The organism is Pseudomonas sp. LS.1a (genome assembly GCF_022533585.1).
Classification (GTDB): Bacteria; Pseudomonadota; Gammaproteobacteria; order Pseudomonadales; family Pseudomonadaceae; genus Aquipseudomonas.
In genome coordinates, this window is sequence record NZ_CP092827.1 from 631,259 (window position 1) to 655,000 (window position 23,742).

Annotated in this window: 23 protein-coding genes and 2 pseudogenes (1 of these 25 running past the window's edge); 7 read left to right on the plus strand and 18 right to left on the minus strand. The window is 64.4% G+C overall.

Annotation, left to right across the window (positions count from 1 at the left end):
- Positions 1-87 precede the first annotated feature (87 nt).
- From MKK04_RS02830 to MKK04_RS02860, 7 genes are all read right to left on the minus strand, one after another.
- A complete protein-coding gene (locus MKK04_RS02830) occupies positions 88-558 on the minus strand; it encodes an A24 family peptidase (RefSeq protein ID WP_063911110.1) in 471 nt (156 codons plus the stop codon).
- Between the two features lie 279 nt (positions 559-837).
- Positions 838-1,407 carry a DUF4136 domain-containing protein gene (locus MKK04_RS02835; RefSeq protein WP_207832838.1) on the minus strand — a complete coding sequence of 190 codons (570 nt, stop codon included), beginning with the start codon at positions 1,405-1,407 and terminating at the stop codon, positions 838-840.
- A gap of 19 nt (positions 1,408-1,426) precedes the next feature.
- A complete protein-coding gene (locus tag MKK04_RS02840; protein WP_207832841.1) occupies positions 1,427-2,062 on the minus strand; it encodes a DUF4136 domain-containing protein in 636 nt (211 codons plus the stop codon).
- Between the two features lie 21 nt (positions 2,063-2,083).
- Complete coding sequence (locus tag MKK04_RS02845) at positions 2,084-2,833, minus strand: methyltransferase domain-containing protein (RefSeq protein ID WP_100413275.1); 750 nt, start codon at positions 2,831-2,833, stop codon at positions 2,084-2,086.
- The gene (locus MKK04_RS02850) at positions 2,833-3,135 is read right to left on the minus strand and encodes a MazG-like family protein (protein WP_241106210.1); all 303 of its coding nucleotides are present in this window, start codon (positions 3,133-3,135) and stop codon (positions 2,833-2,835) included. The genes MKK04_RS02845 and MKK04_RS02850 overlap by 1 nt, the downstream gene beginning before the upstream one ends.
- A gap of 56 nt (positions 3,136-3,191) precedes the next feature.
- A complete protein-coding gene (locus MKK04_RS02855; RefSeq protein WP_241106211.1) occupies positions 3,192-4,043 on the minus strand; it encodes a MaoC family dehydratase in 852 nt (283 codons plus the stop codon).
- 2 nt (positions 4,044-4,045) lie between these two features.
- Entirely contained in the window at positions 4,046-5,398 is a 1,353-nt protein-coding gene (locus MKK04_RS02860; RefSeq protein ID WP_207832845.1) for a 3-oxoacyl-ACP reductase, read from the minus strand.
- Between the two features lie 118 nt (positions 5,399-5,516).
- On the opposite strand from MKK04_RS02860, the pseudogene MKK04_RS02865 reads away from it, so the two are divergent.
- Both MKK04_RS02865 and MKK04_RS02870 read left to right on the plus strand, forming a co-directional pair.
- Positions 5,517-6,793: pseudogene (locus tag MKK04_RS02865) on the plus strand (acetyl-CoA C-acetyltransferase).
- An 80-nt stretch (positions 6,794-6,873) separates the two neighbouring features.
- Positions 6,874-7,653, plus strand: coding sequence for an AraC family transcriptional regulator (locus MKK04_RS02870; RefSeq protein WP_207838095.1), 780 nt, complete (start codon positions 6,874-6,876; stop codon positions 7,651-7,653).
- A 126-nt stretch (positions 7,654-7,779) separates the two neighbouring features.
- On the opposite strand, the gene MKK04_RS26560 is transcribed toward MKK04_RS02870, so the two are convergent.
- The 5 genes and pseudogenes from MKK04_RS26560 to MKK04_RS02890 all read right to left on the minus strand — a co-directional run bounded on the left by MKK04_RS26560 (position 7,780) and on the right by MKK04_RS02890 (position 13,136).
- A complete protein-coding gene (locus tag MKK04_RS26560; protein ID WP_372239043.1) occupies positions 7,780-8,547 on the minus strand; it encodes a methyl-accepting chemotaxis protein in 768 nt (255 codons plus the stop codon).
- Between the two features lie 90 nt (positions 8,548-8,637).
- Positions 8,638-9,783, minus strand: a pseudogene (locus MKK04_RS26565) (HAMP domain-containing protein); the annotation flags it as partial.
- A 107-nt stretch (positions 9,784-9,890) separates the two neighbouring features.
- On the minus strand, positions 9,891-10,301 hold the full coding sequence (gene cueR / locus MKK04_RS02880; RefSeq protein WP_063911119.1) for a Cu(I)-responsive transcriptional regulator: 411 nt from the start codon (positions 10,299-10,301) through the stop codon (positions 9,891-9,893).
- Complete coding sequence (locus MKK04_RS02885; protein ID WP_241106212.1) at positions 10,298-12,697, minus strand: heavy metal translocating P-type ATPase; 2,400 nt, start codon at positions 12,695-12,697, stop codon at positions 10,298-10,300. The genes cueR and MKK04_RS02885 overlap by 4 nt, the downstream gene beginning before the upstream one ends.
- 52 nt (positions 12,698-12,749) lie before the next feature.
- The gene (locus tag MKK04_RS02890) at positions 12,750-13,136 is read right to left on the minus strand and encodes a hypothetical protein (protein ID WP_207838104.1); all 387 of its coding nucleotides are present in this window, start codon (positions 13,134-13,136) and stop codon (positions 12,750-12,752) included.
- Between the two features lie 144 nt (positions 13,137-13,280).
- On the opposite strand from MKK04_RS02890, the gene MKK04_RS02895 reads away from it, so the two are divergent.
- Both MKK04_RS02895 and MKK04_RS02900 read left to right on the plus strand, forming a co-directional pair.
- Positions 13,281-13,478 (plus strand): heavy-metal-associated domain-containing protein, encoded by a 198-nt coding sequence (locus MKK04_RS02895; protein WP_063911122.1) that lies wholly within the window; start codon positions 13,281-13,283, stop codon positions 13,476-13,478.
- Between the two features lie 193 nt (positions 13,479-13,671).
- Positions 13,672-14,853, plus strand: a complete 1,182-nt coding sequence (locus tag MKK04_RS02900; RefSeq protein ID WP_207838105.1) for a multidrug effflux MFS transporter — start codon at positions 13,672-13,674, stop codon at positions 14,851-14,853.
- Here the strand turns inward: MKK04_RS02900 and MKK04_RS02905 are convergent.
- Positions 14,804-15,001 carry a hypothetical protein gene (locus MKK04_RS02905; RefSeq protein WP_082888227.1) on the minus strand — a complete coding sequence of 66 codons (198 nt, stop codon included), beginning with the start codon at positions 14,999-15,001 and terminating at the stop codon, positions 14,804-14,806. The two genes, MKK04_RS02900 and MKK04_RS02905, sit on opposite strands and share 50 nt — an antisense overlap.
- Positions 15,002-15,491: 490 nt before the next feature.
- On the opposite strand from MKK04_RS02905, the gene MKK04_RS02910 reads away from it, so the two are divergent.
- A complete protein-coding gene (locus MKK04_RS02910) occupies positions 15,492-16,205 on the plus strand; it encodes an ArsR/SmtB family transcription factor (RefSeq protein ID WP_207838107.1) in 714 nt (237 codons plus the stop codon).
- A 31-nt stretch (positions 16,206-16,236) separates the two neighbouring features.
- Here the strand turns inward: MKK04_RS02910 and MKK04_RS02915 are convergent, their stop codons facing one another.
- From MKK04_RS02915 to MKK04_RS02935, 5 genes are all read right to left on the minus strand, one after another.
- Positions 16,237-17,184: an adenosine deaminase gene (locus tag MKK04_RS02915; RefSeq protein ID WP_233694896.1), complete on the minus strand. Its 948-nt coding sequence runs from the start codon at positions 17,182-17,184 to the stop codon at positions 16,237-16,239.
- 86 nt (positions 17,185-17,270) lie between these two features.
- The gene (locus MKK04_RS02920; protein ID WP_207838112.1) at positions 17,271-17,957 is read right to left on the minus strand and encodes an SDR family oxidoreductase; all 687 of its coding nucleotides are present in this window, start codon (positions 17,955-17,957) and stop codon (positions 17,271-17,273) included.
- Positions 17,958-18,497: 540 nt separating this feature from the next.
- Entirely contained in the window at positions 18,498-19,082 is a 585-nt protein-coding gene (locus tag MKK04_RS02925; protein WP_207838114.1) for an IMPACT family protein, read from the minus strand.
- A gap of 9 nt (positions 19,083-19,091) precedes the next feature.
- Positions 19,092-19,754 (minus strand): TetR/AcrR family transcriptional regulator, encoded by a 663-nt coding sequence (locus tag MKK04_RS02930; protein WP_012270360.1) that lies wholly within the window; start codon positions 19,752-19,754, stop codon positions 19,092-19,094.
- Positions 19,755-19,844: 90 nt separating this feature from the next.
- On the minus strand, positions 19,845-20,762 hold the full coding sequence (locus MKK04_RS02935) for a LysR family transcriptional regulator (RefSeq protein WP_046616867.1): 918 nt from the start codon (positions 20,760-20,762) through the stop codon (positions 19,845-19,847).
- Positions 20,763-20,880: 118 nt separating this feature from the next.
- Between MKK04_RS02935 and MKK04_RS02940 the strand changes: the two genes are divergently transcribed.
- Together MKK04_RS02940 and MKK04_RS02945 are read left to right on the plus strand one after the other, a co-directional pair.
- The gene (locus MKK04_RS02940) at positions 20,881-22,227 is read left to right on the plus strand and encodes an aspartate aminotransferase family protein (RefSeq protein WP_241106213.1); all 1,347 of its coding nucleotides are present in this window, start codon (positions 20,881-20,883) and stop codon (positions 22,225-22,227) included.
- Positions 22,228-22,300: 73 nt separating this feature from the next.
- Positions 22,301-23,742, plus strand: partial view of a CoA-acylating methylmalonate-semialdehyde dehydrogenase gene (locus MKK04_RS02945; protein WP_085626064.1) — the 5' portion only. It continues 52 nt past the right edge of the window; the window shows 1,442 of its 1,494 coding nt (coding positions 1-1,442); its start codon is at positions 22,301-22,303; the stop codon falls past the right edge of the window.

Consider the following 23,742-nt stretch of genomic DNA (forward strand, 5'->3'; position numbering starts at 1 on the left):
CGGGGCCAGACGCTCTGGCAGCTTAAAAATAGCCGCACCACGCGAATATGTACAAGGTATGTACAAGGCATCGGACCACAGGCAAATTCATTGGATCCAGACAGCTGTCAAAAGAAAGCCGGTCAGCACATAGGGGACAAAGGCCTGCTTGTCGCCCATTTCCTCGGTCAGGGCCTGCAAACGTTTTTTCACCTTTGGGTTGAGCAAGGTCCACAGACGCCGGCGGGTGAGCAGCCACAGCAGCACACTGACACCGGCGCCAATAAAGGTACCAAGCACGTATTGCGGGCTGGTGGCCAAGGCCAGTGCGCCCATCAGCTTGACGTCATCGGCACCGAAACGTCCAAGCATGTAGCCGGGCAGGGTCAGTAACATGACGATGGCCAGCGCCCAGCCGGCATCGCTGGCATCGGCGCCGATCCAGCTGTGGCCGGTGGCGAACAGCCAGACCAGGGCGCAGGTAGCCACGCCAAGGGTGAGCATGTTGGATATCTGGCGTTGACGCACGTCCTGTTCGGAGCACAAGGCAAGCCACATCAGGAGAACAATGCTTTGCATTGGCAGGTCGTCCTTCCCAAATGTTGAACACATCTACCCGGTCAGTCAGGTTTCCTTAAGTGAAGATAGACGGGAACCTGCGGGGGAGTGGGGTGGAAAGGCAAAAAGGCGTGGCCGGGACGGATTTTGTCGCTGCTGAAACAGGCCTCGCAGGCGACCCTTGTGGGAGCGGGTTCACCCGCGAACACCGGCAAGGCCGGTGCCATGCACCGCGTCGTTCTCTTCGCGGGTGAACCCGCTCCCACAGGGACTGTGGCGCATGCATAAACGCGTTGGGGGTTACTTCCTGCTGCCCGGCGGGTAGTTGGCCAATACCTTGGTCACGGTGTTGTGGATTGCGCTGTTGCGTTCCTCGGGGCTCGGCGGGTAGTTGTTCATGATCTGCTCGGCACTGCCGCGCCACACCAGCTTGCTGTCATGCCCATCGAACAGGTCGATCTGGATGGTGGCGACCTTGTAGTCGACGCTGCGGGTTTCGTTGTACATCGGGCCACCCCAGTAACCGCCCCAGTAGCCCCCCCAGCCACCGCCGTAGTGGGTGGTGATCTGTTGCTGACGCTGCTCGACGATCAGGTAGGCGCGCACTGTCAGGTCGGGCCGCGCACCACCTTGTACCGGGCGCAGGCCGCGCTGGTCGAGTTGGTCGGCGACCGCCTGGCGAATGCGCTGCTCGGTCAGGTCGCTCTTGATTCGCGGGTCGTCCGGGCGGTACTGCAGCCCCGGCTCCTGCCATGCCCAGCTGCGGTAGGCGGCAAAATCACGGCTGGCATCGAAATCCTGCTGGACGTTATTGCTGGAGCAGGCGGCGAGCAATAACGCGAATGACAGTAGAAGGAGACGGCGCAACATGATGGTTCTCCGTTAGATATCAACTGGGAGGATAGCCGCTGAGCGCCTTGTGCACGGAATCGCGCAAGGCACTTTCGCGTTCACGCGGCGAGTCCTTGTCGCTGCCGCTTTCGGCGCTGGCACTCCATACCGGCTGGCCGCTGCGGGCGTCGTACAGGTCGATACGCACCACCATCACCTGCACCTCGTAGGTGCGCACGACGGGCACGCTGGCATAGGCCCCATAGCCATGGCGGTAGCCGCCATAGCCGACCCCCCCGTAGGGGTACGGGCCGTAGTAGGGGTCGTAGGCATCGTAGTCACGTACCTGGCGCAAGCGCTTTTCCAGGCGTATGTCGGCGCTGACCAGCAAGTCGCCGGGGCTGCCCCGGGCGGGGCGCAGGCCGTGTTGGTCGAGCGCGCCGCTGACGGCATCGGCCAGTTGCGCCGGGTCGGTATCGACCGAGCCGCTGGGCAACTGGCCATTGCGCCAGCTCCAGCTGCGATAGTGGCCGTAATCACGGGTGGGTGCCGGATAGGCACTGGCATCGAAGGTAGTGGCCGCCTGGGCAGGGGCCGGTGGCAACGGGCGGCTGCTGGCCACATACGGGTTGCTGCCCTGGCAGCCAGCCAGGGCAAGCGGCAGCACGGCCAGGCACAACAGACGGTATGGCATGTATTCCTCCCGGCGGGTGGTTCAGCGAGGGCGGCAGACCCAGTGCAGGTAGCGGCCGAGCCCGGCGAAGCTGGGGTGGCGACGGTAGGCCAGTTCCATTTCCAGCAGGTCGAGCAGCTCGGCCTTGCCCTGGAATTCCTTGGGCATGTAGTCGTGGAACACCCGCACGCCACTTTCGCTTTCAACCTGCCACATAGGCTCAAGTTGCGCCCTGAGTTCGCGTGGATCAAGCGGTTTTTGTGGGGTCAGGCTCTGCTTTTCACCTTCCAGCCGATTGCTGCGCAACTTGCGGAAATGGCCCTTGAGCAGGTTGCGATAGACCAGTGCGTCGCGGTTGTAGAAGGCCAGGGACAGCCACCCGGAGGGGGCGGTGAGCTGGTGCAGCACTGGCAGGATGCTTTCCGGCTCGGCCAGCCATTCAAGGACGGCGTGGCATAGCACCAGGTCGTAGGGTTCGGTCAGCTGGCCGAGCAGGTCTTGCCAGGGGGCCTGGATGAAGGTGGCCGGTTGGCCGGCTTCGGCAAAGCGCGCCCGTGCGCCGTCGAGCATCGGCGCGGCGGGTTCGGCCAGGGTCAGCTGGTGGCCGCGCTGGGCCAGCCACAAGGCCATGTGGCCCAACCCGGCACCGATGTCGAGAATGCGCAGCGGGCGGTCGGGCAGGGCTTCGGCCAGGTCGGCCTGCAACACGGCCAGGCGGATCGCGCCCTTGGCACCGCCGTAGATCTTCTCGGCAAAGCGGGTGGCGAGCTCATCGAAGTGACGGTCGTTCATCAGGCGAAGCGCCTCTCGCTGTCGGCCAGCTTGGCCCGCACCACCTGGTCCATGTCCAGGCCCAGCTCGCTGCACAGCAGCAACAGGTACAGCACCACATCGCCGATTTCCTGGCCGGCGTGGGCCAGCTGGTCGGCGGGCAACTGGCGCGATTGGTCCTCGCTCAGCCACTGGAAGATTTCCACCAGCTCGGCCATTTCGACGCTGGCGGCCATGGCCAGGTTCTTCGGGCTGTGGAAGCCGCGCCAGTCGTTGTTGTCGCGGATCTGGTGCAGGCGTTGGGTGAGTTCTTGCAGGTTCATCGGGGGTCTCCTAATGCTGCATAGCTTCTGCGCAGGCCCGATGCAAAGCAAGGGGCCTAAAGCCGAGCCCAGCGCCCGACCATATGCAGCACCCCTCCATGCCCATCCAGCCGCAGCTCACCCGCAGCCCCCGCCTCACTGGCACCTAGCACCACCTCCGACGGCAACCGCACCGGTTTGCGGAAATCCACCTCGAAGGCATAGCCACTGTGCGGCAGGTGCCCGCGCAGTGCTGCCAGGGCCATGGCCTTGCTCCACATGCCATGGGCAATGGCCGTGGGGAAGCCGAACAGCCGAGCACTGGCGGCGCTGAGGTGGATCGGGTTGTAGTCCCCGCAGACCTTGGCATAACGCCGGCCGATATCCTTGTCGGCGTACCAGCGGCTCGCCTCTGGTAATGCTTGTGGCTCGTCCTCGGCAGGTTCGCCTGCCTCGCTTTCCAGCTTCAGCCCGCGCACCAGCATACGGCTGGTCTCGCGCCAGATCAGGCCGATGCCGTCTTCGGCTTCGGTAACCAGGTCGAAGGTGCCGCCCTTGGCATGTGTTTGCAGATTGGCCGCATACACCGCAAAGCGCAGCCCTTCGATACCGCCCAGTGGGCGCACCACTTCGATGCGGTTGTGCAGGTGCACCAGGCCGAGCAGCGGGAAGGGGAAGTCTGGCGCGGTCATCAATTGCAACTGCAGCGTGAATGCCATGACATGGGGATAAGTCCCCGGTAGCCGGCCATCGTCGGTGAAGTGGCACAACCGTCGATAGGCGGCCAGGTTGCCCGGCTGGACGCGGATGAAACAGCGCAGGCCGTCGTCCGGCAGATGAGCGCCGCTGATGGTGCGCTTGCTGACCGCGCGCAGGTACAGGTTGGCGCGCGAAGCCGGGCTGTGCAGGTCGTGCCAGTGTCGGCTCATGTTCAAGCCCCCATCAAGGCCTGGCCGCATACCCGCAGCACCTGGCCGTTGACTGCCCCGGAGCCCGGCTGGCTGAGCCAGGCGATGGCTTCGGCGACATCCTGCGGGCGGCCGCCCTGGCCCAGCGAACTCAAGCGTCGCCCGGCCTCGCGCAGGCCCATGGGCATGGCGGCGGTCATGTGGGTTTCGATGAAGCCGGGGGCCACGGCATTGATGCTGCCGCCGCGCTCGGCGAGCCGGGGCGCCCACGCCTGGGCCAGGCCGATCAGCCCGGCCTTGCTCGCGGCATAGTTGGCCTGCCCGCGGTTGCCGGCGATGCCGCTGACCGAGGCCAGCAGCGTGATGCGCGCGTTTTCACCCAGGGCGCCGTTGTCGTACAGCGCCTGGGTCAGCAGCTGCGGTGCCTTGAGGTTGACCGCCAGCACCGCGTCCCAGTATTCCGGGGTCATGTTGGCCAGGGTCTTGTCACGGGTGATGCCGGCGTTGTGCACCACGATGTCGATGCCGTCGGGCAGGGCCGCGAGCAGTTGCGTTGCCGCGTCGCTGGCGCAGATGTCCAGGGGCAGCGCCTTGCCGCCCAGGCGCGCGGCCAGGGCATCGAGGTCCTGGCTGGCCTGCGGCACATCGAGCAGCAGTACGTCGGCGCCGTCCCGCGCCAGGGTTTCGGCTATGGCGGCACCAATGCCGCGCGCGGCGCCCGTCACCAGGGCGCGGCGGCCAGCCAGAGGCCGTGTCCAGTCCTTGACCTGGCTGGCGCAGGCTTGCAGGCGTAGCACCTGGCCGGAGATGAAGGCGCTTTTGGGCGAGAGGAAGAAGCGCAGGGCGCCTTCCAGCTGGTCTTCCGCGCCGGGGCCGACATATAGCAACTGCGCGGTCGCACCGTTGCGCAGTTCCTTGGCCAGCGAGCGGCCGAAGCCTTCCAGGGCCCGTTGGGCGATACTGGCCAACGGGTTGTCGAGGCTTTCTGGCGCACGGCCCAGCAGCACCACATGGGCGCACGGCGCCAGGCTGCGCAGCAGTGGCTGGAAAAATTCGCGCAACTGCTTCAACGCGTCGCTGTCGGACAGGTGACTGGCATCGAATACCACGGCCTTGATCTTCGGTCCCAGGCCAGCTACCCATGCCTCGGCCTTGAGGTTGTCGGTATTGAAGCTGTAAAGGGTGTCGGTCAGGCACGGGGCAATGGCTTCGACCTGGCTCGCCAGTGCCCCGCCACCCAGTACCAGAGCACCTTCGACCGGGCGCAGGCGGCCTGTCTGCCAGCGCTCCAGCGGCGCCGGGCGTGGCAGGCCAAGGGCATCCACAAGACGGCGGCCGAGGTTGGAGTTGGCAAAGCCGAGGTAGCGATCGCTCATGAGTGGGTCTCCCGGAAGGCAAGCTTGAAAGTGTGGACCAACTTTGTGGCAAGGTCGTTCGAATGCGGTAAAAACACCTAGGCTGTACGGATCAAATTGTTTCAGGAGGAACAAGCGCATGCGTTCACTTCGCCGGGTCGCGATCCTGGGCGGCAACCGAATTCCCTTCGCCCGCTCCAATGGTGCCTATGCCACGGCCAGCGACCAGGCGATGCTCACTGTCGCCCTTGAAGGGCTGGTCGAACGCTACCGCTTGCATGGGTTGCGCATGGGGGAGGTGGTGGCCGGTACGGTGCTCAAGCACTCGCGTGACATGAACCTGACCCGTGAGTGCGTGTTAGGCTCGCGTCTGTCGCCGCAGACGCCGGCCTATGACATCCAGCAAGCCTGCGGCACCGGGCTGGAGGCGGCGCTGCTGGTGGCCAACAAGATTGCCCTGGGGCAGATCGACTGTGGCATTGCCGGCGGCGTGGACACCACCTCCGATGCGCCGATTGCGGTCAACGAAGGCTTGCGCCACATCCTGCTGCAAGCCAACCGTGGCAAAAGCCTGGGCGAGCGGCTCAAGCCGTTCCTCAAGCTGCGCCCCCACCACCTGAAACCCGAATTGCCGCATAACGGTGAACCGCGCACCGGGATGTCGATGGGCGAGCATTGCGAACGCATGGCCCAGGCCTGGCGCATTGGCCGTGCCGAACAGGACGAGCTGGCGCTGCTCAGCCACCAGGCGCTGGCTGCCGCGTACGCCGAAGGTTGGCAGGATGACCTGCTGACGCCGTTTCTGTCGTTGACCCGTGATAACAACCTGCGCCCCGACCTGAACCTGGAGCAACTGGCCCGGCTCAAGCCGGCCTTCGATCGCAGCGGGCAGGGCACGCTGACGGCGGGCAATTCCACACCGCTGACCGATGGCGCTTCGCTGGTGTTGCTGGGCAGCGAGGAATGGGCCGAGCAGCAGGGGCTGCCGGTGCTGGCGTATCTGGTCGATGGCGAAACCGCTGCGGTGGATTTCGTTACGGGACGCGAAGGGCTATTGATGGCGCCAGTGTATGCGGTGCCGCGGCTGCTGGCGCGCAATGGCCTGACGCTGCAGGACTTTGACTATTACGAGATTCACGAAGCCTTTGCTGCCCAGGTGCTATGCACGCTCAAGGCCTGGGAAGATGCCGATTATTGCCGCGAACGGTTGGGGCTGGATGCGCCGCTCGGGGCGATCGACCGCAGCAAGCTCAACGTCAAGGGCAGTTCGCTGGCGGCCGGGCACCCGTTTGCCGCCACCGGGGGCGGATATTGGCCAACCTGGCCAAGTTGCTGGCGAGGGCGGGGAAGGGGCGAGGGCTGATTTCGATCTGCGCGGCGGGTGGGCAGGGGGTGACGGTTATCGTAGAGCGCTGAGGCAAACCCTGTGGGAGCGCGCCTGACTTGACCATGAATCAACTGTTAGGCTTGTCTGATCAGAACTACAAGAAGCCGCCATGCCGATCATCGGACACCCCCGCGCCATCCCGGCGCTGGACCACCTGCCCAGGCCGCTCTATGCCCGTGCCGAAAGCCTCGGCGCCGGCTCCTGGACCACCCGCCACCAGCACGACTGGGTGCAGTTCTCCTACGCGATCAGCGGCGTCCTCGGGGTGTATACCCACGAGGGCAGCTACTTCGCTCCGCCTCAGTGGGGCGTGTGGATACCAGCCGATGCCGAACATGAGGTGGTCACCTCGATGCAGGCCGAAATGCGCAGCCTGTACGTGCGCCGGGATGCCTGCCCATGGGCACCGGAACAGTGCCGTGTGCTGGAAGTGACCCCGCTGGCGCGCGAACTGATCAAGCAGTTCTGCCTGTTCCCGGCAGACTACCCGGAGGGTGACAGCGCCGAGGCGCGGCTGGTGGCGGTGCTGCTCGACCAGTTGCGCACGCTGCCCGAGGTCGGTTTTTCGCTGCCACTGCCACGGCACCCGGGGTTGCTGGCGCTGTGCAATGGCCTGATCGCTGCACCGGACCAGCCGCAGACCTTGCAGCAGTGGGCGCGGGAGTTGGGGTGTTCGGAGAAGACGCTGATGCGGCTGTTCCAGCGGGAGACGGGTTTGAGCTTTCGCAACTGGCGGCAGCGTATGCGGCTGTTGTCATCGCTGGCGCTGCTGGAGGCGGGGGAGAGTGTGACCGAGGCGGCGTTGGGGTGTGGGTATGACTCCACCTCGGCTTACATTGCGGCGTTCAAGCAATTGTTTGGCGCGACGCCGGGAGAATTGAAGCTTTAGTGATTGGTCGCCTGTGCCGGCCTCTTCGCGGGCACGCCCGCTCCCACAGGTACTCCACAGCCTGCAAAGCTGCGGTGATTCTGTGGGAGCGGGCATGCCCGCGAAGAGGCCGGCACAGGCAACACATCAGGTACGGAACCTGCGCACCAGTGCATCCAGCTCATTGGACAACCCGGCCAGGCTCTCCGAATCCACCCGCGCCGCCTGGGCAAGTTCCGCCACCAGCTGCGCATCGCCGTGAATCTGGCTGATGTGCCGGTTGATGTCCTCGGCCACCTGGTGCTGCTCTTCGGCCGCCGTGGCGATCTGGGTGTTCATGTCGCGGATCACATCCACCGACTCGCGGATCTGCCCGAAGCTGTCACGGGCCAGGCCGATGCGGCTCACCGACTGCTGCGAAACCTCCAGGCTGGCGTGCATCTGTGCGGCCACTTCGGCGGTGCGGCTGGCCAGGTTGCCCAGCAGGCCGTCGATCTCGGCGGTGGAGTCGGCAGTCCGCTTGGCCAGCGCACGCACTTCGTCGGCGACCACGGCAAAGCCACGGCCCTGCTCGCCGGCACGGGCCGCTTCAATGGCGGCATTGAGCGCCAGCAGGTTGGTCTGCTCGGCAATCGAGCGGATGGTGCCGAGGATCGACTGGATGGCGTTGCTGTCACGCTCCAACTGCTGGATCGACTGCGCCGACTGTTCGATCTCCTGGCTCAGGCGGTCGACGCTGTGTACTGCGGCATCGATCTGCTGCTGCCCTTCGCGTGCCTGTTGCTGGCCGCTGTCGGCCGACTGCGCCGCCTGGCTGCAGGAGCGAGCCACTTCGTTGGCGGTGGCGACCATTTCGTGGAAGGCGGTGGAGACCATGTCCACTGCTTCGCGCTGGCGGCCTGCGGCTTCGGCCATGTCGCTGGAAACCCGGGTCGAGCTGCTGGAAGTGCTGAGGATCTTGCTGGCGGCAGTACCGATGTGCTGGATCAGGCTGCGAATGGCGCCGAGGAACTGGTTGAACCAGTTGGCCAGTTGCGCGGTTTCGTCACGGCCACGGATTTCCAGGTTGCGGGTCAGGTCGCCTTCGCCCTGGGCGATATCTTCCAGGCCGCTGGTGACGCTGTTGATCGGACGCACGATCAGCTTGGCGAAGGTGGCGCCAACCACGGCGAACAGCGCAGCCAGCACCACGGCCACGATGCCGATCAGCCAGGTCAGGCGGGTGGTGGTCTGCATCACTTCGCTTTGCTCGATCAGGCCGATCAAGGTCCAGCCCAGCTGTTCATCCGGGTAGATGTTGGCCATGTAGCGCACGCCATTGAGCTCCACTTCGGCCAGCCCCTTGCCGTGCTTGGCCAGCTCGGCGTACCCGTCGCCAAAGCTCGCCAGTTGCTTGAAGTTGTGCTTGGCGTCACGGGGGTCGACCAATACGTTGCCGTTGTTTTCCACCAGCAGCAAGTAGCCGCTTTCGCCCAGCTTGATCTGCTGGACGATCTCGGTGAGGCCTTTGAGCGACACGTCGACGTTGACCACGCCCCCAGGGTTGCCCAGCTGGTTGGCGACGGTGCGCACGGTACTGACCAGCACGGCGTCGTCGGCAGCCCAGTAGTAGGCGCCGGTACGCAAGGTCTTGCCAGGGTTGGCCATGGCCAATTGGTACCAGGGGCGGGTGCGCGGGTCGTAATTGACGAACTTCTGCCCGGCCGGCCAGCCGACGTAACCACCGTCATTCACCCCGTAGGACAGGTACGCATAGCTGGGGTGCGTGGTGGCCAGACGAGTCATGAACTCCAGCACTTTGCTGGCATGGTCGCCCAGTTCATAGGACGGGGTTGCGCTCATGTACTTGTTCAGTTCGCTGCCCGTGGCGGCGACCAGGGGCTGCGAGGCCATGTACTCGACGTTCTGGTTGATGCCCTGGAAGAAGATGTTCATTGCGTTGCTGACCTGGCGGATTTCCCGGCTGCTGCCATCGAGGAATCCGTCGCGGGCTTCGCCACGCAGGTTGAGGACCACCAGGGTGGCCACAAGGACGATGGGCAAGCCGGCGATGACCGCGAATGCCCAGGTCAGTTTCTGTTTGATGCTCATCGACGCTCCCGGATTTTTATTTTCGATACACGAGGCAGGTATCAACTGCATCGGCAGCATCCGGGTTTAATGTAGGAAAACGCCCGTATTTATTGGACAAAGTCGCAGTTGGTGACTATTCGGTCGTGTTTGGACGTATATGGCATACCAAAGGATTGCGGGGCGCCTCAGTGACAGCAGCCGCCCGCAGCGCCGTTGGCCAGGTCCTTGAGGATCGGGCAGTCCGGGCGCTCGTCCCCCTGGCAGTGCGAGACCAGTTCGCCGAGGGTGTCGCGCAGGCTCACCAGCTCTTCGATGCGCCGGTTCAGTTCATCGATATGTTGCATGGCCAGCGCTTTCACATCAGCGCTGGCGCGTTGGCGGTCCTGCCACAGGGTCAGCAGCTTGCCGACCTCCTCGAGGGAAAAGCCCAGGTCGCGGGAACGCTTGATGAAGGCCAGGCTGTGCAAGTCTTCCGCCTGGTACAGGCGGTAGCCGCTGTCGCTGCGCGTGGCGGGCTTGAGCAGGCCGATGGACTCGTAGTAACGGATCATCTTGGTGCTGAGCCCGCTGCGGCGGGCGGCCTGGCCGATGTTCATTGGGCCTCCTGAGTGTTGCTGGTGGGTTTCCAGGCCTTGAGCCACAGCGCGTTGCTCACCACGCTGACGCTGGACAGGGCCATGGCGGCGCCGGCCAGTACCGGGTTGAGGTAACCCAGCGCAGCCAGCGGGATGCCGATCAGGTTGTAGATGAACGCCCAGAACAGGTTCTGGCGGATCTTCGCATAGGTCTTGCGGCTGATCTCCAGGGCGGCCGGTACCAGGCGTGGGTCGCCGCGCATCAGGGTGATGCCGGCGGCCTGCATGGCCACGTCGGTACCGCCACCCATGGCGATGCCGATATCGGCTGCAGCCAGCGCCGGTGCATCGTTGATGCCATCACCGACCATGGCAACCACGCCATCCTGCTTCAGTGCGGCCACGGTCGCGGCCTTGTCGGCCGGCAGCACTTCGGCATGCACGTCGTCGATGCCCAGGGCGTCGGCCACCACTTTGGCGCTGCCGCGGTTGTCGCCGGTCAGCAGGTGGCTGCTGATGCGTTGCGCGTGCAGGGTATCGATCGCCTGCGCGGCGCCGGGCTTGAGGCTGTCACCGAAGGCGAACAGGCCCAGCACCCGCGGCTGTGCGCCGCGTTCGATCAGCCATGACAGGGTGCGCCCCTCGGCTTCCCAGGCCTGGGCCTTCGCGGCCAGGTCTCCGGGTGGCAGGGCGCTTTCGTCGAGCAGCCGGCGGTTGCCCAAGGCCAGCTCGCGGCCCTCCACGCGCCCGGCGATACCACGCCCGGTCAGCGACTGGCTGTCGGCAACAGCAGGCACGTCCAGGCCCTGTTCGGCACAGGCATCCAGTACCGCCTTGGCCAGCGGGTGTTCGCTGCCGCGCTGCAGGGCGCCGGCCAGGCGGTGCAGGTCGGCGCTGCTGCCCACCTGCGCCTGGCTGTGGACAACGCGCGGGCTGCCGGAGGTGAGGGTGCCGGTCTTGTCGAACACCACACGGTTGACCGCATGGGCTCGCTCCAGGGCTTCTGCGTCCTTGATCAGGATGCCATGGCGGGCGGCAACCCCGGTGCCGGCCATGATCGCTGCGGGTGTGGCCAGGCCGAGGGCGCAGGGGCAGGCGATGACCAGCACGGCGACGGCGTTGATCAGCGCGGTTTCCAGCGGTGCGCCAGCCAGCCACCAGCCGACCAGGGTGATCAGCGCCAGTACCAGCACGGCCGGGACGAATACCTGGCTGACCCGGTCGACCAGCTTCTGGATTGGCGCCTTGGCCGCCTGGGCGTCCTCCACCAGGCGGATGATGCGCGCCAGCACGGTTTCGGTACCCAGTGCCTGGGTACGGACCAGCAGCCGGCCTTCGCCATTGATGGCGCCACCGGTGACGCTGTCCCCGGGTTGCTTGGGCACCGGCAGGCTCTCGCCGCTGATCAGGGCTTCATCGGCATGGCTGCTGCCGTCTTCGACCACGCCATCGACCGGGAAGCGCTCGCCGGGTTTGACCAGTACCAGGTCGCCAAGGCGCAGTTGGGCAATGGCCACGTCTTCTTCCTGGCCATCGACCAGGCGCACGGCACGTTCCGGGCGCAAGGCTTCGAGGGCCCGGATGGCGCTGGCGGTCTGGCGTTTGGCGCGGCTTTCCAGGTACTTGCCCAGCAGCACCAGGGCAATCACCACGGCCGAGGCTTCGAAGTACAGGTGCGGGGCCATGCCGGCGGGGGCTTGCGCCCACTGGTACAGGCTCAAGCCGTAACCGGCGCTGGTGCCCAGGGCCACCAGCAGGTCCATGTTGCCGGCACCGGCGCGCACGGCTTTCCAGGCGGCCACGTAGAAACGCGCGCCGAGAATGAACTGCACCGGCGTGGCCAGCAGGAACTGCAGCCACGCTGGCAACATCCAGTGCAAGCCAAACGGCTGCACTACCATTGGCACCACCAGCGGCAGGGCGAGCAGCAACGCTGCAGCGACCGCCAGGCGTTCGTTACGCAGGCGGCGTTGGGTAGCAGGCTGGTCGGCCTTGGCGGCTTGCGGCAGGCTGGCGCTGTAGCCGGCCTTTTGCACGGCGTCGATCAGCAGGTTGTCGTCGAGGGCCGCGAGCACTTCGAGGTGTGCGCGTTCGCTGGCCAGGTTGACGCTGACCTGCTCAACCCCCGGCAGCTTGCCGAGGGCGCGCTCTACGCGGCCGACGCAACTGGCGCAGGTCATGCCGCCAATCTGCAGTTCGACGGTGCGGGTGGGCACGCCATAGCCGGCTTCGCGTACGGCGTCGACGAGGGCGGGCAGGCTGTTGGCCGGGGCCTGGACCCGGGCCTGTTCGGTGGCGAGGTTGACGCTGACCTGTTCAGCGCCGGTGACTTTGCGCAGGGCGCGCTCGACCCGGCCGGCACAGCTGGCGCAGGTCATGCCGGAGATCGGCAGGTCGTATGTGGTGGATGCGGGCATGGCTCTCCTCCTTGGACAGGCCTCCAGCATCAACCTTGCCACGCAGGTAAGGTCAATAGCCCAGGCCGGCTCGCTTCAACTCCAGACCATAGTGCCCCATGGCGATGCGGTATTTGTTGATCTGGCCCGCCTGCAGGTTCAATCGTGTGCTGCGCTGGTCCTCGACACCCGCGGCGCAGCCGGGCATTTGCCCGGGCAGCAGGCGCAGGCGCACGTCTACCGGGCCGGGCGGCAGGTTGAACGAGGTGGACTGCTCCTGGAATACGCGCCCGGAGAGCTGGTCGTTGAGGTAGATGCCGATTTCGCAACTGGTGGCCACTTCCAGGCGCTCCCGGGAAATGATCAGCACGCTGTAGTCCGAGTTGCCCTCGGCGCTGGCCGGTGGCACTGCAGCCAGCGTGCTCAACAGCCCGACGACGCCCAATGCTGCCCTGAACATGAAAAATCTCCTGCTTGCCTGATCATCAAAGGCGCAGCTTGGCCGACGCGCGCGCGGATTTCCACCCCGGCTGTTGTCGGCAGGACTTGACCTTGCCCCGATGGCAAGCTTGAGACTCGTGGAAAACCTGAAGGAGGTAACCCCATGCAAGTGTTCAATGTACAAGGCATGACCTGTGGCCATTGCGTGAAAGCCGTGACCCGGGCGGTGCAGGAGCAGGATGCCGCGGCCAAGGTGGAGGTCGACCTGGCGGCCAGGCAGGTACGGGTGCAGAGTGAGTTGGCGCAGGAGCAGATTCTCACGGCCATTCGCGATGAAGGTTATCAGGCCGAGGCGGCCTGAATACTGACCTGTGGGAGCGGGCGTGCCCGCGAACACCGGCGCAACCGGTGCCATCCACCGCGCCGCCTGATTCACGGGCAAGCCCGCTCCTACAGGGGCCGCACCAGGCCCAGTATTGTTGCAAATGTTTTCATGTCGATAGGGTCCACAGCAGGTAGAATCAAGCACTTGCTTAGCCTGCTATGGATTCCTGATGAACCTGCGAATGGTGCTCATCCTGGGCGCACTCAGTGCGTTCGGGCCCTTGGCGATCGACTTCTACCTGCCCGCCTTCCCGGCCATGGCGCAGGCGTTCGCCACCGATGAAAAACACGTCCAGGCCACCTTGGCCGCCTACTTCCTTGGCCTGTCCATCGGGCAACTGGCCTACGGGCCGGTGGCTGACCGCTTTGGCCGACGCAAGCCGCTGATGTTCGGGGTGACCCTGTTCACCCTGGCGTCACTGGCCTGTGCCTATGCCCCCAACCTCGACACCCTGGTGCTGGCGCGTTTCGTCCAGGCGCTGGGCGGTTGCGCCGGGATGGTGCTGTCGCGGGCCATTGTCAGTGACAAGTGCGACCCGGTGGCCTCGGCCAAGGTGTTCTCGCAACTGATGCTGGTCATGGGGCTGGCGCCAATCCTGGCACCGATGCTGGGCGGGGTGTTGGTGAACCTGGCCGGCTGGCAATCGATCTTCCTCGCCCTTAGCCTGTTCAGTGCAGGTTGCCTGCTGGCGGTCAGCCTGGGCCTGCCGGAAAGCCTGCCCGAGCACATACCGCGGCAACCGCTGGCTGGCGCCTTGCGTCAGTACATGCGTCTGCTCGCTGACCGGGTGTTCATCGGCCATGCCTTGACCGGTGGTATCGCCATTGCCGGCATGTTTGCCTACATCGCCGGTTCACCTTTCGTGTTCATCAAGCTCTACGGCGTGCCGGCCGAGCATTACGGCTGGTTATTCGGCACCAATGCTGCCGGCTTTATCCTGGTGGCGCAGGTGAATGCACGCTTGCTGGCCAAGCGTGGGCCGGCGTTCCTGCTGGCGCGTGCGGTGTGGTTGTACCTGGCTGCGGGCCTGACGTTGCTGGGCGTGGCGGCATTGCGACCAACACAGCTGTGGCCATTGCTGGTACCGCTGTTCGTCTGCATTTCCAGCCTCGGTTGCATCATCCCCAACGCCTCTGCCTGTGCCATGAGCGGGCAGGGCACGCGGGCCGGGAGTGCCTCGGCGCTGATGGGCTGCCTGCAGTTCAGTGTCGCCGCCGGCGCAGCGGCGCTGGTCGGGCTGCTGCATGATGGTAGTGCGGTGCCGATGGCGCTGGTGATCAGCTTGTGCGGGGCACTGGTGGTCAGTGTCGCGCTGCTGACCCGACGTTTGCCGGCCAAGGTTCCCGCATAAGCGGATGAGGTGCCTGCAGGCGGGTTTCCAGCGTGGCGACGAAGGCACGCGCCTCGGCCTCGCTGCGGAAACTGACCACGTGTTGATCGAGCTGAACCTGCCAGGGGCAGGCGGGGTTTCGGCTCGACGCGCTGACGACAATTTTCATCGCGGCATACCTCCAAAGGGGGGAGAGCGGATGAAGTGTAGCGCTACCCCTTCTTCCTGCCATGACCTGCTTCAGTGTCCTGACTGACGGTCGACTGGAAACTTTTCTGCACGCTTTTGCCTGCTTGGGGCGCAATGCCCGCAAGCACGTGGAACCTTCGCTTTGGCTTGCGCTACTTGTGGAAATCAGGTGTCGGCCGCGTCCGAAGTTGCATTCGGTGTTTTTTCCGCCTGTCGTTCCCGTGCCCCTGCCAGGGTGTGCCGGGCTGCTTGCCCGTGCGGTCCGGGCAGGTTTCACGCACCGTTTCACTGCTTGCCTTGGGTAGGCATACCCAGTGGTTTTTTTGCCTGCGGCACCACTGCGCGGGGCTGCCTGAATGGCGTTTTTTGCGGCTTATACTGGCGAACCAGGCCAGTGCCAGCGAGAGGCGCTTCCCTGCCAGGGTTGGCCATCGCATCCACACAGTGAACTTGCAGGGAGTTACAGGGACATGAACGCAGCCAGCAGTATCAGCCAGATCGCCAGCCTGATGGCCGACCCCAAACGCAGTGCCATGTTGTGGGCATTGATCGATGGCACGCCGCGGCTGGCCAACGAGCTCGCGGTAATGACCGGCCTGACCTCGTCCTCGGCCTGCGCTCACCTTTCGCTGTTGTCGTCGGCCGGTTTGCTCCGGCACGAAGCGCGGGGCCGCAAGCGCTACTTCCGCCTTGCCACCCCGCAAGTCGGGGCGGCGGTGGAGGCCCTGGCCAGTGTCCAGCTGGAGAGTACCAAGGGGGAGCGGGCCAAGGCGCCGGTATCATCGCTGCCCATGTCGATACGCAGGGCGCGTCGCTGTGGCGATCACCTGGGTGGGGAACTGGCCGGTGAGCTGTATCACCGTCTGGTGGTGGCCGGCTGGCTGGAGGGTAGCGGTCGCCAGCTGATGGTGAGCGAGGAGGGGCGGGCGCAGTTGGCTTTGGTCGGGGTCTACATCGATGCCTTGGCACCGCATCAGCAACGTGGCTGTGTGATCTGCCGCTGCACCGAGTGGAGCGATGAGGGGCCGCACCTGGGCGGGGTACTGGGGCAGGCGTTGTTCCGGCTGTTCCTGCAATCGGGGTGGATGCGCGAGGCCGAGGACTCGCGGGCATTGCATATCTCTGCACTGGGTGTTCAGCAGATCAATCGCATTGCCCGCGTGCCAACCTGGCAGGTCGGTTGACCGCGACACTGTCATGTCGCCGTCATGTCATTCAGACCAGCCGGGCATCCAGGCTGTTCTGGGCCAGCCGACGGGCCTGGTCTTCGGTCATGCCCAGGTGGGTGTACAGGGCGTGGAAGTTCTCGGTGACGTAGCCACCGAAGTAGGCCGGGTCGTCCGAATTGACCGTGACCTTCACGCCGCGCTCGAGCATGTCGAGGATGTTGTGCTGGCTCATGTGGTCGAATACGCAGAGCTTGGTGTTCGACAGCGGGCACACCGTGAGCGGGATCTGCTCGTCGATGATGCGCTGCATCAGGCGCTCGTCCTCGATGGCGCGCACACCGTGGTCGATACGCTTGACCTTCAGCAGGTCCAGGGCTTCCCAGATGTACTCGGGCGGGCCTTCCTCGCCGGCATGGGCAACGGCGACCAAGCCTTCGCTGCGGGCGCGGTCGAACACGCGCTGGAACTTGCTTGGTGGGTGGCCCATTTCCGAGCTGTCCAGGCCAACGGCGATGAAGGCATCGCGGAACGGCAGGGCCTGGTCGAGGGTTTTCTGTGCTTCATCTTCGCTGAGGTGGCGCAGGAAGCTGAGGATCAGGCCGCTGCTGATGCCCAGTTGCTCGCGACCGTCCTTGAGTGCCTGGTTGATGCCGTTGAGCACCACTTCGAAGGGGATGCCGCGGTCGGTGTGGGTCTGTGGGTCGAAGAACGGTTCGGTGTGGATCACGTTCTGCGCCTTGCAGCGTTGCAGGTAGGCCCAGGTCAGGTCGTAGAAGTCCTGCTCGGTGCGCAGCACGTCGGCGCCCTGGTAATACAGGTCGAGGAACTCCTGCAGGTTGTTGAAGGCATAGGCACCGCGCAAGGTCTCCACATCGGCCCAGGGCAGGGCGATCTTGTTGCGCTCGGCCAGGGCGAACAGCAGCTCGGGCTCCAGCGAGCCTTCCAGGTGCAGGTGCAGTTCGGCCTTGGGCAGGGCGTTCAACCAATCATACATAGTGGGTCATCTCGATCAGGTACGGTTGCCGCCATTCTACAGAGGCTGGCCGGGCAATGCGCCCGGCCAGGCTGTGACCCGGTGAATCACCAGACCAAGGGTTCGCCCTTGTAGTTGATGAAGCGCAGGCCGCCGTTGCCGCTTTGTGCCTTGATCTGTTCGAGCATGCCGCGGGTACTGGTCAGCACATCGATCTCGGCGTTTTCGCCGCCCATGTCGGTTTTCACCCAGCCCGGGTGCATGGCCAGCACGCACAGGTCGGGGCGTTGTTGCTCGACGACGAAGCTGTTGATCATCGAGTTCAGGGCCGCCTTGCTGGCCTTGTACAGGCAGACTTCGCCGCCGTCGGGGATGGTCACGCTGCCCAGGATCGAGCTCATGAAGGCCAGCACGCCGCTGCCTTCGCGTACCTGGCCGACCAGGCGGCGGGCCACGCGGATGGGTGCCACGGCGTTGGTCATGAACAGGTCGCCGATGTCCTTGTTCTGCACCGCCTCCAGGTCTTGCGGCAGGGGGCCCATGACGCCGGCGTTGACGAATACCAGGTCGAACACTTGACCTTGCAGGCGTTGCTTCAGGCCATCGAGTTGAGCCGTATCGTTCATTTCCAGCTGCTCGATGCGCACGCCAGGTACATCGGCCAGGGCGCCGGGCTGCTGCGGGTTGCGCACGGTGGCGGTGATGTTCCAGCCGTCTTCGTGCAGGCGCTGCACCAGGCCCAGGCCCAGCCCGCGCGAGGCGCCGATGATAAGTGCAGTTTTTGCGTTAGCCATGTGTACGCACTCCGTGATCAGTTTGCAGGGAAAGGTATTGAGGATAATGCACTGGGGCCAATTTGCGGCCCTTCATTCAAAAGCGATGCAGTACCTGTGGGAGCGGCCTTGTGTCGCGATGGGCCGCAAAGCGGCCCCAGGATTTCAGCTACAGCCCATGAATTGCCGGGGCCGCTTTGCGGCCCATCGCGACACAAGGCCGCTCCCACAAAGGATCGCGTTCTCCTGTGGGTAATTCGGCGTGCGAGCTGGCTAAAAAACGACCAGTCGCGCCGCGCCCTTGTCTGGGCGGGCACTTCGCCTGTTGGCGCACGGGTTATCCACAGGCTGTTCCACAGTTATTGTGTGCAAACCGAGAGGCTGCAGGCTGGCGCCTCTGGTCTCGTGCTGGGGATAACTTCTGGGCTTTCAGCAGTTTGCCGCTGTCATCAAACGGTGATCAAAATATGATCAAAGCTCTGTAGGCCTTGAAAACATTGACCTGCAAGCGAATGCCCCAAGCTTATCCACAGGCCGGCCCACAGTTGTTGTGGGCAATGTTCAGCGTGCTTCGAGCAGAATGCGTCCGCGGCTCAAGTCGGCCAACTGCTGCTGCAGTGGGGCCAGGTGGACGTCACCGAGTGCAATCAGCAGGTCCACGCCATTGGCGGTGAACTGCTCATCCAGGACCAGGCCGTCAACCTCCGCCAGGCGCAACTTCACCAGCGCCAGTTCGCTGAAACTGCAACTGCAGGTGAATTCGCTGCGCTGCACCAGCAGCCGCTTGGGTGCCTGTTGCAGGCACTTGTTGGCGCCGCCGCCGTAGGCCCTGGCCAGGCCACCGGTACCCAGCTGGATGCCGCCGTACCAGCGGATTACCAGCACCACCACCTGGTCGCAGTCCTGCGCTTCGATGGCCGCGAGGATTGGCCGCCCCGCGGTACCGCCAGGTTCGCCGTCATCGCTGCTGCGGTACTGGGCGCCGAGCTTCCAGGCCCAGCAGTTGTGGGTCGCGGCCAGGTCGCTATGGCGTTCGATGAAACTCATCGCTTCGGCGGCACTGCTGATCGGCCCGGCGAGGGTGATGAAGCGGCTTTTGCGGATTTCCTCGCGGTATTCGCAGAGGTCGAGCAGGGTAGAAGGCATAAATGACGGTCAGGCAGCCGGCTTGATGCCGCAGCCTTTCAGGATGATGTGGATAAGGTTGTTGCTCGCGTCTTCCATGTCCTGCTTGGTCAGGCGGCTGCGGCCGGTAACCTGGCAGATCTGGGTGGCGAAGTCGGCGTAGTGCTGGGTGCTGCCCCACAGCAGGAAGATCAGGTGCACCGGATCGACCGGGTCCATCTTGCCGGCTTCGATCCAGGCCTGGAACACCGCGGCCCGCCCCCGGAACCATTCGCGGTAGTCGGCACTGAAATATTCCGTAAGGCAGGTGCCGCCGCTGATCACTTCCATGGCGAAAATCCGCGAGGCTTGCGGGTTGCGCCGGGAGAACTCCATCTTGGTGCGAATGTACTGGCTCAGGGCTTCGCCCGGGTCATCCTCGACGCTCAAGGCGTTGAAGGTGCTGTCCCACAACTCGATGATGTTGCTGAGCACGGCAATGTACAGGCCCAGCTTGTTGGTGAAGTAGTAATGCAGGTTGGCTTTGGGCAACCCCGCCTTGAGGGCGATGGTGTTCATGCTGGTGCCCTTGAAACCATGGCGGGCAAACTCGTCTTCGGCGGCCTGGATAATGGCCTGTTCGTTCTTCTGGCGGATGCGGCCCGCGGGCTTGCCCGAGGCGGAGAGGCGATGCGCAGGGACTTCTAGGGTCATGGACGATTCCGTACGGGTCAGTGGCTGCGGCTGTCGGACAAGATTACCTGCCTGTGCCGAAGTGACAAGCGTTTGCGGCACAGACTGGCATCAGCGTGTCGCAGCCAGGCTTTCGAGGAAGCTTTCCAGCACCAGGTTAGGCCGTCGGCCTTTGCGCGTTACCCAGCTGAGGCTCAGGTCATAGAAGCGTTGTTGGGGCTTGAGGGCGCGCAAGCGGCCTTGCTGCACCCAGAACGTGGCGTAGTGGTCCGGCAGGTAGCCGATGTAGCGCCCGGTAAGGATGAGAAACGCCATGCCTTCACGGTCCGAAGCACTGGCCGTGCAGTTCAGCGCCTGGTAATGCGCCTGGATTTCGGCCGGCAGGCGGAAAGTGGGGGTGATGGCTTCCTGGCTGTTGAGGCGGTCGTCGTCGATCTGCTGGTCATCGGCATAGAACAGCGGGTGGCCGACCGCGCAGTACAGCAGTGAGCGCTCGCTGTACAACGGCTGGTACTCGAGGCCCGACAGCGGGCTGGTCTGCGGCACCACGCCGACGTGCAGGCTGCCGTCGAGCACGCCGTGCTCGACCTGGCTGGGGGCGATCATGCGGATCTGGATGCGCACGTCGGGGCCGCGGTCCTTGAGCTCGGCCAAGGCATGGGTGATGCGCATGTGCGGCAGGGTCACCAGATTGTCGGTCAGGCCAATGTTCAGCTCGCCCCGCAAATGCTGGTGCAGGCCGTTGACTTCGGTACGGAAGCTTTCCAGGGCGCTGAGCAGTTGCAGGGCCGAATGGTAGACCTCGCGGCCTTCCTCTGTCAGTGAGAACCCGGCACGGCCGCGTTGGCACAGGCGCAGGCCGAGGCGTTGCTCGAGGTCGTTCATCTGTTGGCTGATGGCCGAACGGCCGATGCCCAGCACGTTTTCGGCGGCCGAGAAGCCGCCGCACTCGACGACACTGCGGTAGATCTTCAGCAGACGTATGTCGAAATCGCTGACTTGGGCGAGTGGATCGGGGCGTCGGCTCATTAGTTTAGTCAGGGCCTGTCTGAAGATTAGAAATGTTGGCTTTTTCAGACTTTATCGCCGTGCCAAGTTAGCTGCAACAACATCCATCGTTGCCTGATCGTCTTCCGAGGAACCGCCGATGAACATGCCCGAAACCGCCTCCGCCGGTATCGCCAGCCAGCTGAAGCTGGACGCCCACTGGATGCCTTACACCGCCAACCGCAACTTCCAGCGCGACCCACGCCTGATCGTGGCCGCCGAAGGCAACTACCTGTTCGACGACCAGGGGCGCAAGATCTTCGATGCCCTGTCGGGCTTGTGGACCTGCGGCGCCGGGCACACCCGCAAGGAAATCACCGAGGCGGTGGCTCGGCAGATCGGCACCCTGGACTACTCCCCGGCCTTCCAGTTCGGCCACCCGCTGTCGTTCCAGCTGGCCGAGAAGATCACCGAGCTGACCCCGGGCGACCTGAACCATGTGTTCTATACCAACTCCGGTTCCGAGTGTGCCGACACCGCGCTGAAGATGGTGCGTGCCTATTGGCGCCTGAAAGGCCAGGCGACCAAGACCAAGATCATCGGCCGTGCCCGTGGCTACCACGGTGTGAACATCGCCGGCACCAGCCTGGGTGGCGTCAACGGTAACCGCAAGCTGTTCGGTCAGCTGCTGGATGTCGACCACCTGCCTCACACCGTGCTGCCGGTGAACGCCTTCTCCAAAGGCATGCCGGAAGAGGGCGGTATCGCCCTGGCTGACGAAATGCTCAAGCTGATCGAGCTGCACGACGCCTCCAACATCGCTGCCGTGATCGTCGAGCCGCTGGCGGGTTCGGCTGGCGTACTGCCGCCGCCGAAGGGTTACCTGAAGCGCCTGCGTGAAATCTGCACCCAGCACAACATCCTGCTGATTTTCGACGAAGTGATCACCGGCTTTGGCCGCATGGGCGCGATGACCGGTTCTGAAGCCTTCGGCGTGACCCCGGACCTGATGTGCATCGCCAAGCAGGTCACCAACGGCGCCATCCCGATGGGTGCGGTGATCGCCAGCAGCGAGATCTACCAGACCTTCATGAACCAGCCGACCCCGGAGTACGCCGTGGAATTCCCGCACGGCTACACCTACTCGGCCCACCCGGTAGCCTGTGCCGCCGGTATCGCCGCGCTGGACCTGCTGCAGAAGGAAAACCTGGTGCAGGCCGCCGCCGAGCTGGCGCCGCACTTCGAGAAGCTGCTGCATGGCGTGAATGGCACCAAGAACATCGTCGATATCCGCAACTACGGCCTGGCCGGCGCGATCCAGATCGCTGCCCGCGACGGTGATGCCATCGTGCGTCCATACGAAGCGGCGATGAAACTGTGGAAGGCAGGCTTCTATGTACGCTTCGGTGGCGACACCCTGCAGTTCGGCCCAACCTTCAACACCACGCCGCAGGAGCTGGACCGCCTGTTCGACGCTGTGGGCGAAACCCTGAACCTGATCGACTGATCGTTCTGATTCTGATGCCAGGCGCGTGAACACATCGCGCGCCTGCCTCTACCTTCTTTATCTGGAGTTTTGCATGAGCATTGTTCAGCACCTGATCCACGGCGAACTGGTTACCAAGGGTGAGCGCACCGCCGATGTCTTCAACCCGTCCACCGGCCAGGCCGTGCGCAAGGTCGAACTGGCCAGCCGCGCGACCGTGCAGGAGGCGATCGACTCGGCCAAGGCGGCTTTCCCGGCCTGGCGCAACACCCCACCGGCCAAGCGCGCCCAGGTGATGTTCCGCTTCAAGCAACTGCTGGAGCAGAACGAAGCGCGTATCGCGCAGATGATCAGCGAAGAGCACGGCAAGACCCTCGAGGATGCCGCCGGCGAACTGAAGCGTGGCATCGAGAACGTCGAATTCGCCTGCGCAGCGCCGGAAGTGCTGAAAGGCGAGTACAGCCGCAACGTCGGCCCGAACATCGATGCCTGGTCCGACTTCCAGCCGCTGGGCGTGGTTGCCGGTATCACCCCGTTCAACTTCCCGGCCATGGTGCCACTGTGGATGTACCCACTGGCCATCGCCTGCGGTAACGCCTTCATCCTCAAGCCTTCCGAGCGCGACCCGAGCTCGACCCTGTTCATCGCCCAGCTGCTGCTGGAAGCCGGCCTGCCGAAGGGCATCCTCAACGTGGTGCACGGCGACAAGGAAGCGGTGGATGCGCTGATCGAAGCGCCGGAAGTGAAGGCCCTGAGCTTCGTCGGTTCGACGCCGATCGCCGAGTACATCTACGCCGAAGGCACCAAGCGCGGCAAGCGCGTACAAGCCCTGGGTGGTGCGAAGAACCACGCGGTGCTGATGCCGGATGCCGACCTGGACAACGCCGTGAGCGCACTGATGGGTGCGGCCTACGGTTCGTGCGGCGAGCGTTGCATGGCCATTTCGGTGGCGGTGTGCGTGGGTGACCAGGTGGCCGACGCCCTGATTGCCAAGTTGGAACCACAGATCAAGGCACTGAAGATTGGTGCCGGCACCTCGTGCGGCCTGGACATGGGCCCGCTGGTGACGGCTGCTGCCCGTGACAAGGTGGTGGGCTATATTGATGACGGTGTTGCTGCTGGCGCCAAGCTGGTGGTGGATGGCCGTGGCTTCCGTGTGGCCGGTAATGAGGATGGCTACTTCGTCGGTGGCACCCTGTTCGACAAGGTGACCCCGGAGATGCGCATCTATAAGGAAGAGATCTTCGGCCCGGTGCTGTGCGTAGTGCGTGTGAACAGCCTGGAGCAGGCCATGCAACTGATCAATGATCACGAGTATGGCAATGGCACCTGCATCTTCACCCGTGACGGTGAAGCGGCGCGCCTGTTCTGCGATGAGATCGAAGTGGGCATGGTCGGTGTGAACGTACCGCTGCCGGTGCCGGTGGCCTACCACAGCTTTGGTGGCTGGAAGCGCTCGCTGTTCGGTGACCTGCATGCCTATGGCCCGGACGGGGTGCGCTTCTATACCCGCCGCAAGGCTATCACCCAGCGCTG

Bases quoted from the DNA above. Each gene is read 5' to 3' on its own strand.
- MKK04_RS02830 (WP_063911110.1), bottom strand. From the start codon at position 558: ATGCAAAGCATTGTTCTCCTGATGTGGCTTGCCTTGTGCTCCGAACAG.
- MKK04_RS02835 (WP_207832838.1), bottom strand. From the start codon at position 1,407: ATGTTGCGCCGTCTCCTTCTACTGTCATTCGCGTTATTGCTCGCCGCC.
- MKK04_RS02840 (WP_207832841.1), bottom strand. From the start codon at position 2,062: ATGCCATACCGTCTGTTGTGCCTGGCCGTGCTGCCGCTTGCCCTGGCT.
- MKK04_RS02845 (WP_100413275.1), bottom strand. From the start codon at position 2,833: ATGAACGACCGTCACTTCGATGAGCTCGCCACCCGCTTTGCCGAGAAG.
- MKK04_RS02850 (WP_241106210.1), bottom strand. From the start codon at position 3,135: ATGAACCTGCAAGAACTCACCCAACGCCTGCACCAGATCCGCGACAAC.
- MKK04_RS02855 (WP_241106211.1), bottom strand. From the start codon at position 4,043: ATGAGCCGACACTGGCACGACCTGCACAGCCCGGCTTCGCGCGCCAAC.
- MKK04_RS02860 (WP_207832845.1), bottom strand. From the start codon at position 5,398: ATGAGCGATCGCTACCTCGGCTTTGCCAACTCCAACCTCGGCCGCCGT.
- MKK04_RS02870 (WP_207838095.1), top strand. From the start codon at position 6,874: ATGCCGATCATCGGACACCCCCGCGCCATCCCGGCGCTGGACCACCTG.
- MKK04_RS26560 (WP_372239043.1), bottom strand. From the start codon at position 8,547: ATGGCCGAAGCCGCAGGCCGCCAGCGCGAAGCAGTGGACATGGTCTCC.
- cueR (WP_063911119.1), bottom strand. From the start codon at position 10,301: ATGAACATCGGCCAGGCCGCCCGCCGCAGCGGGCTCAGCACCAAGATG.
- MKK04_RS02885 (WP_241106212.1), bottom strand. From the start codon at position 12,697: ATGCCCGCATCCACCACATACGACCTGCCGATCTCCGGCATGACCTGC.
- MKK04_RS02890 (WP_207838104.1), bottom strand. From the start codon at position 13,136: ATGTTCAGGGCAGCATTGGGCGTCGTCGGGCTGTTGAGCACGCTGGCT.
- MKK04_RS02895 (WP_063911122.1), top strand. From the start codon at position 13,281: ATGCAAGTGTTCAATGTACAAGGCATGACCTGTGGCCATTGCGTGAAA.
- MKK04_RS02900 (WP_207838105.1), top strand. From the start codon at position 13,672: ATGAACCTGCGAATGGTGCTCATCCTGGGCGCACTCAGTGCGTTCGGG.
- MKK04_RS02905 (WP_082888227.1), bottom strand. From the start codon at position 15,001: ATGAAAATTGTCGTCAGCGCGTCGAGCCGAAACCCCGCCTGCCCCTGG.
- MKK04_RS02910 (WP_207838107.1), top strand. From the start codon at position 15,492: ATGAACGCAGCCAGCAGTATCAGCCAGATCGCCAGCCTGATGGCCGAC.
- MKK04_RS02915 (WP_233694896.1), bottom strand. From the start codon at position 17,184: ATGTATGATTGGTTGAACGCCCTGCCCAAGGCCGAACTGCACCTGCAC.
- MKK04_RS02920 (WP_207838112.1), bottom strand. From the start codon at position 17,957: ATGGCTAACGCAAAAACTGCACTTATCATCGGCGCCTCGCGCGGGCTG.
- MKK04_RS02925 (WP_207838114.1), bottom strand. From the start codon at position 19,082: ATGCCTTCTACCCTGCTCGACCTCTGCGAATACCGCGAGGAAATCCGC.
- MKK04_RS02930 (WP_012270360.1), bottom strand. From the start codon at position 19,754: ATGACCCTAGAAGTCCCTGCGCATCGCCTCTCCGCCTCGGGCAAGCCC.
- MKK04_RS02935 (WP_046616867.1), bottom strand. From the start codon at position 20,762: ATGAGCCGACGCCCCGATCCACTCGCCCAAGTCAGCGATTTCGACATA.
- MKK04_RS02940 (WP_241106213.1), top strand. From the start codon at position 20,881: ATGAACATGCCCGAAACCGCCTCCGCCGGTATCGCCAGCCAGCTGAAG.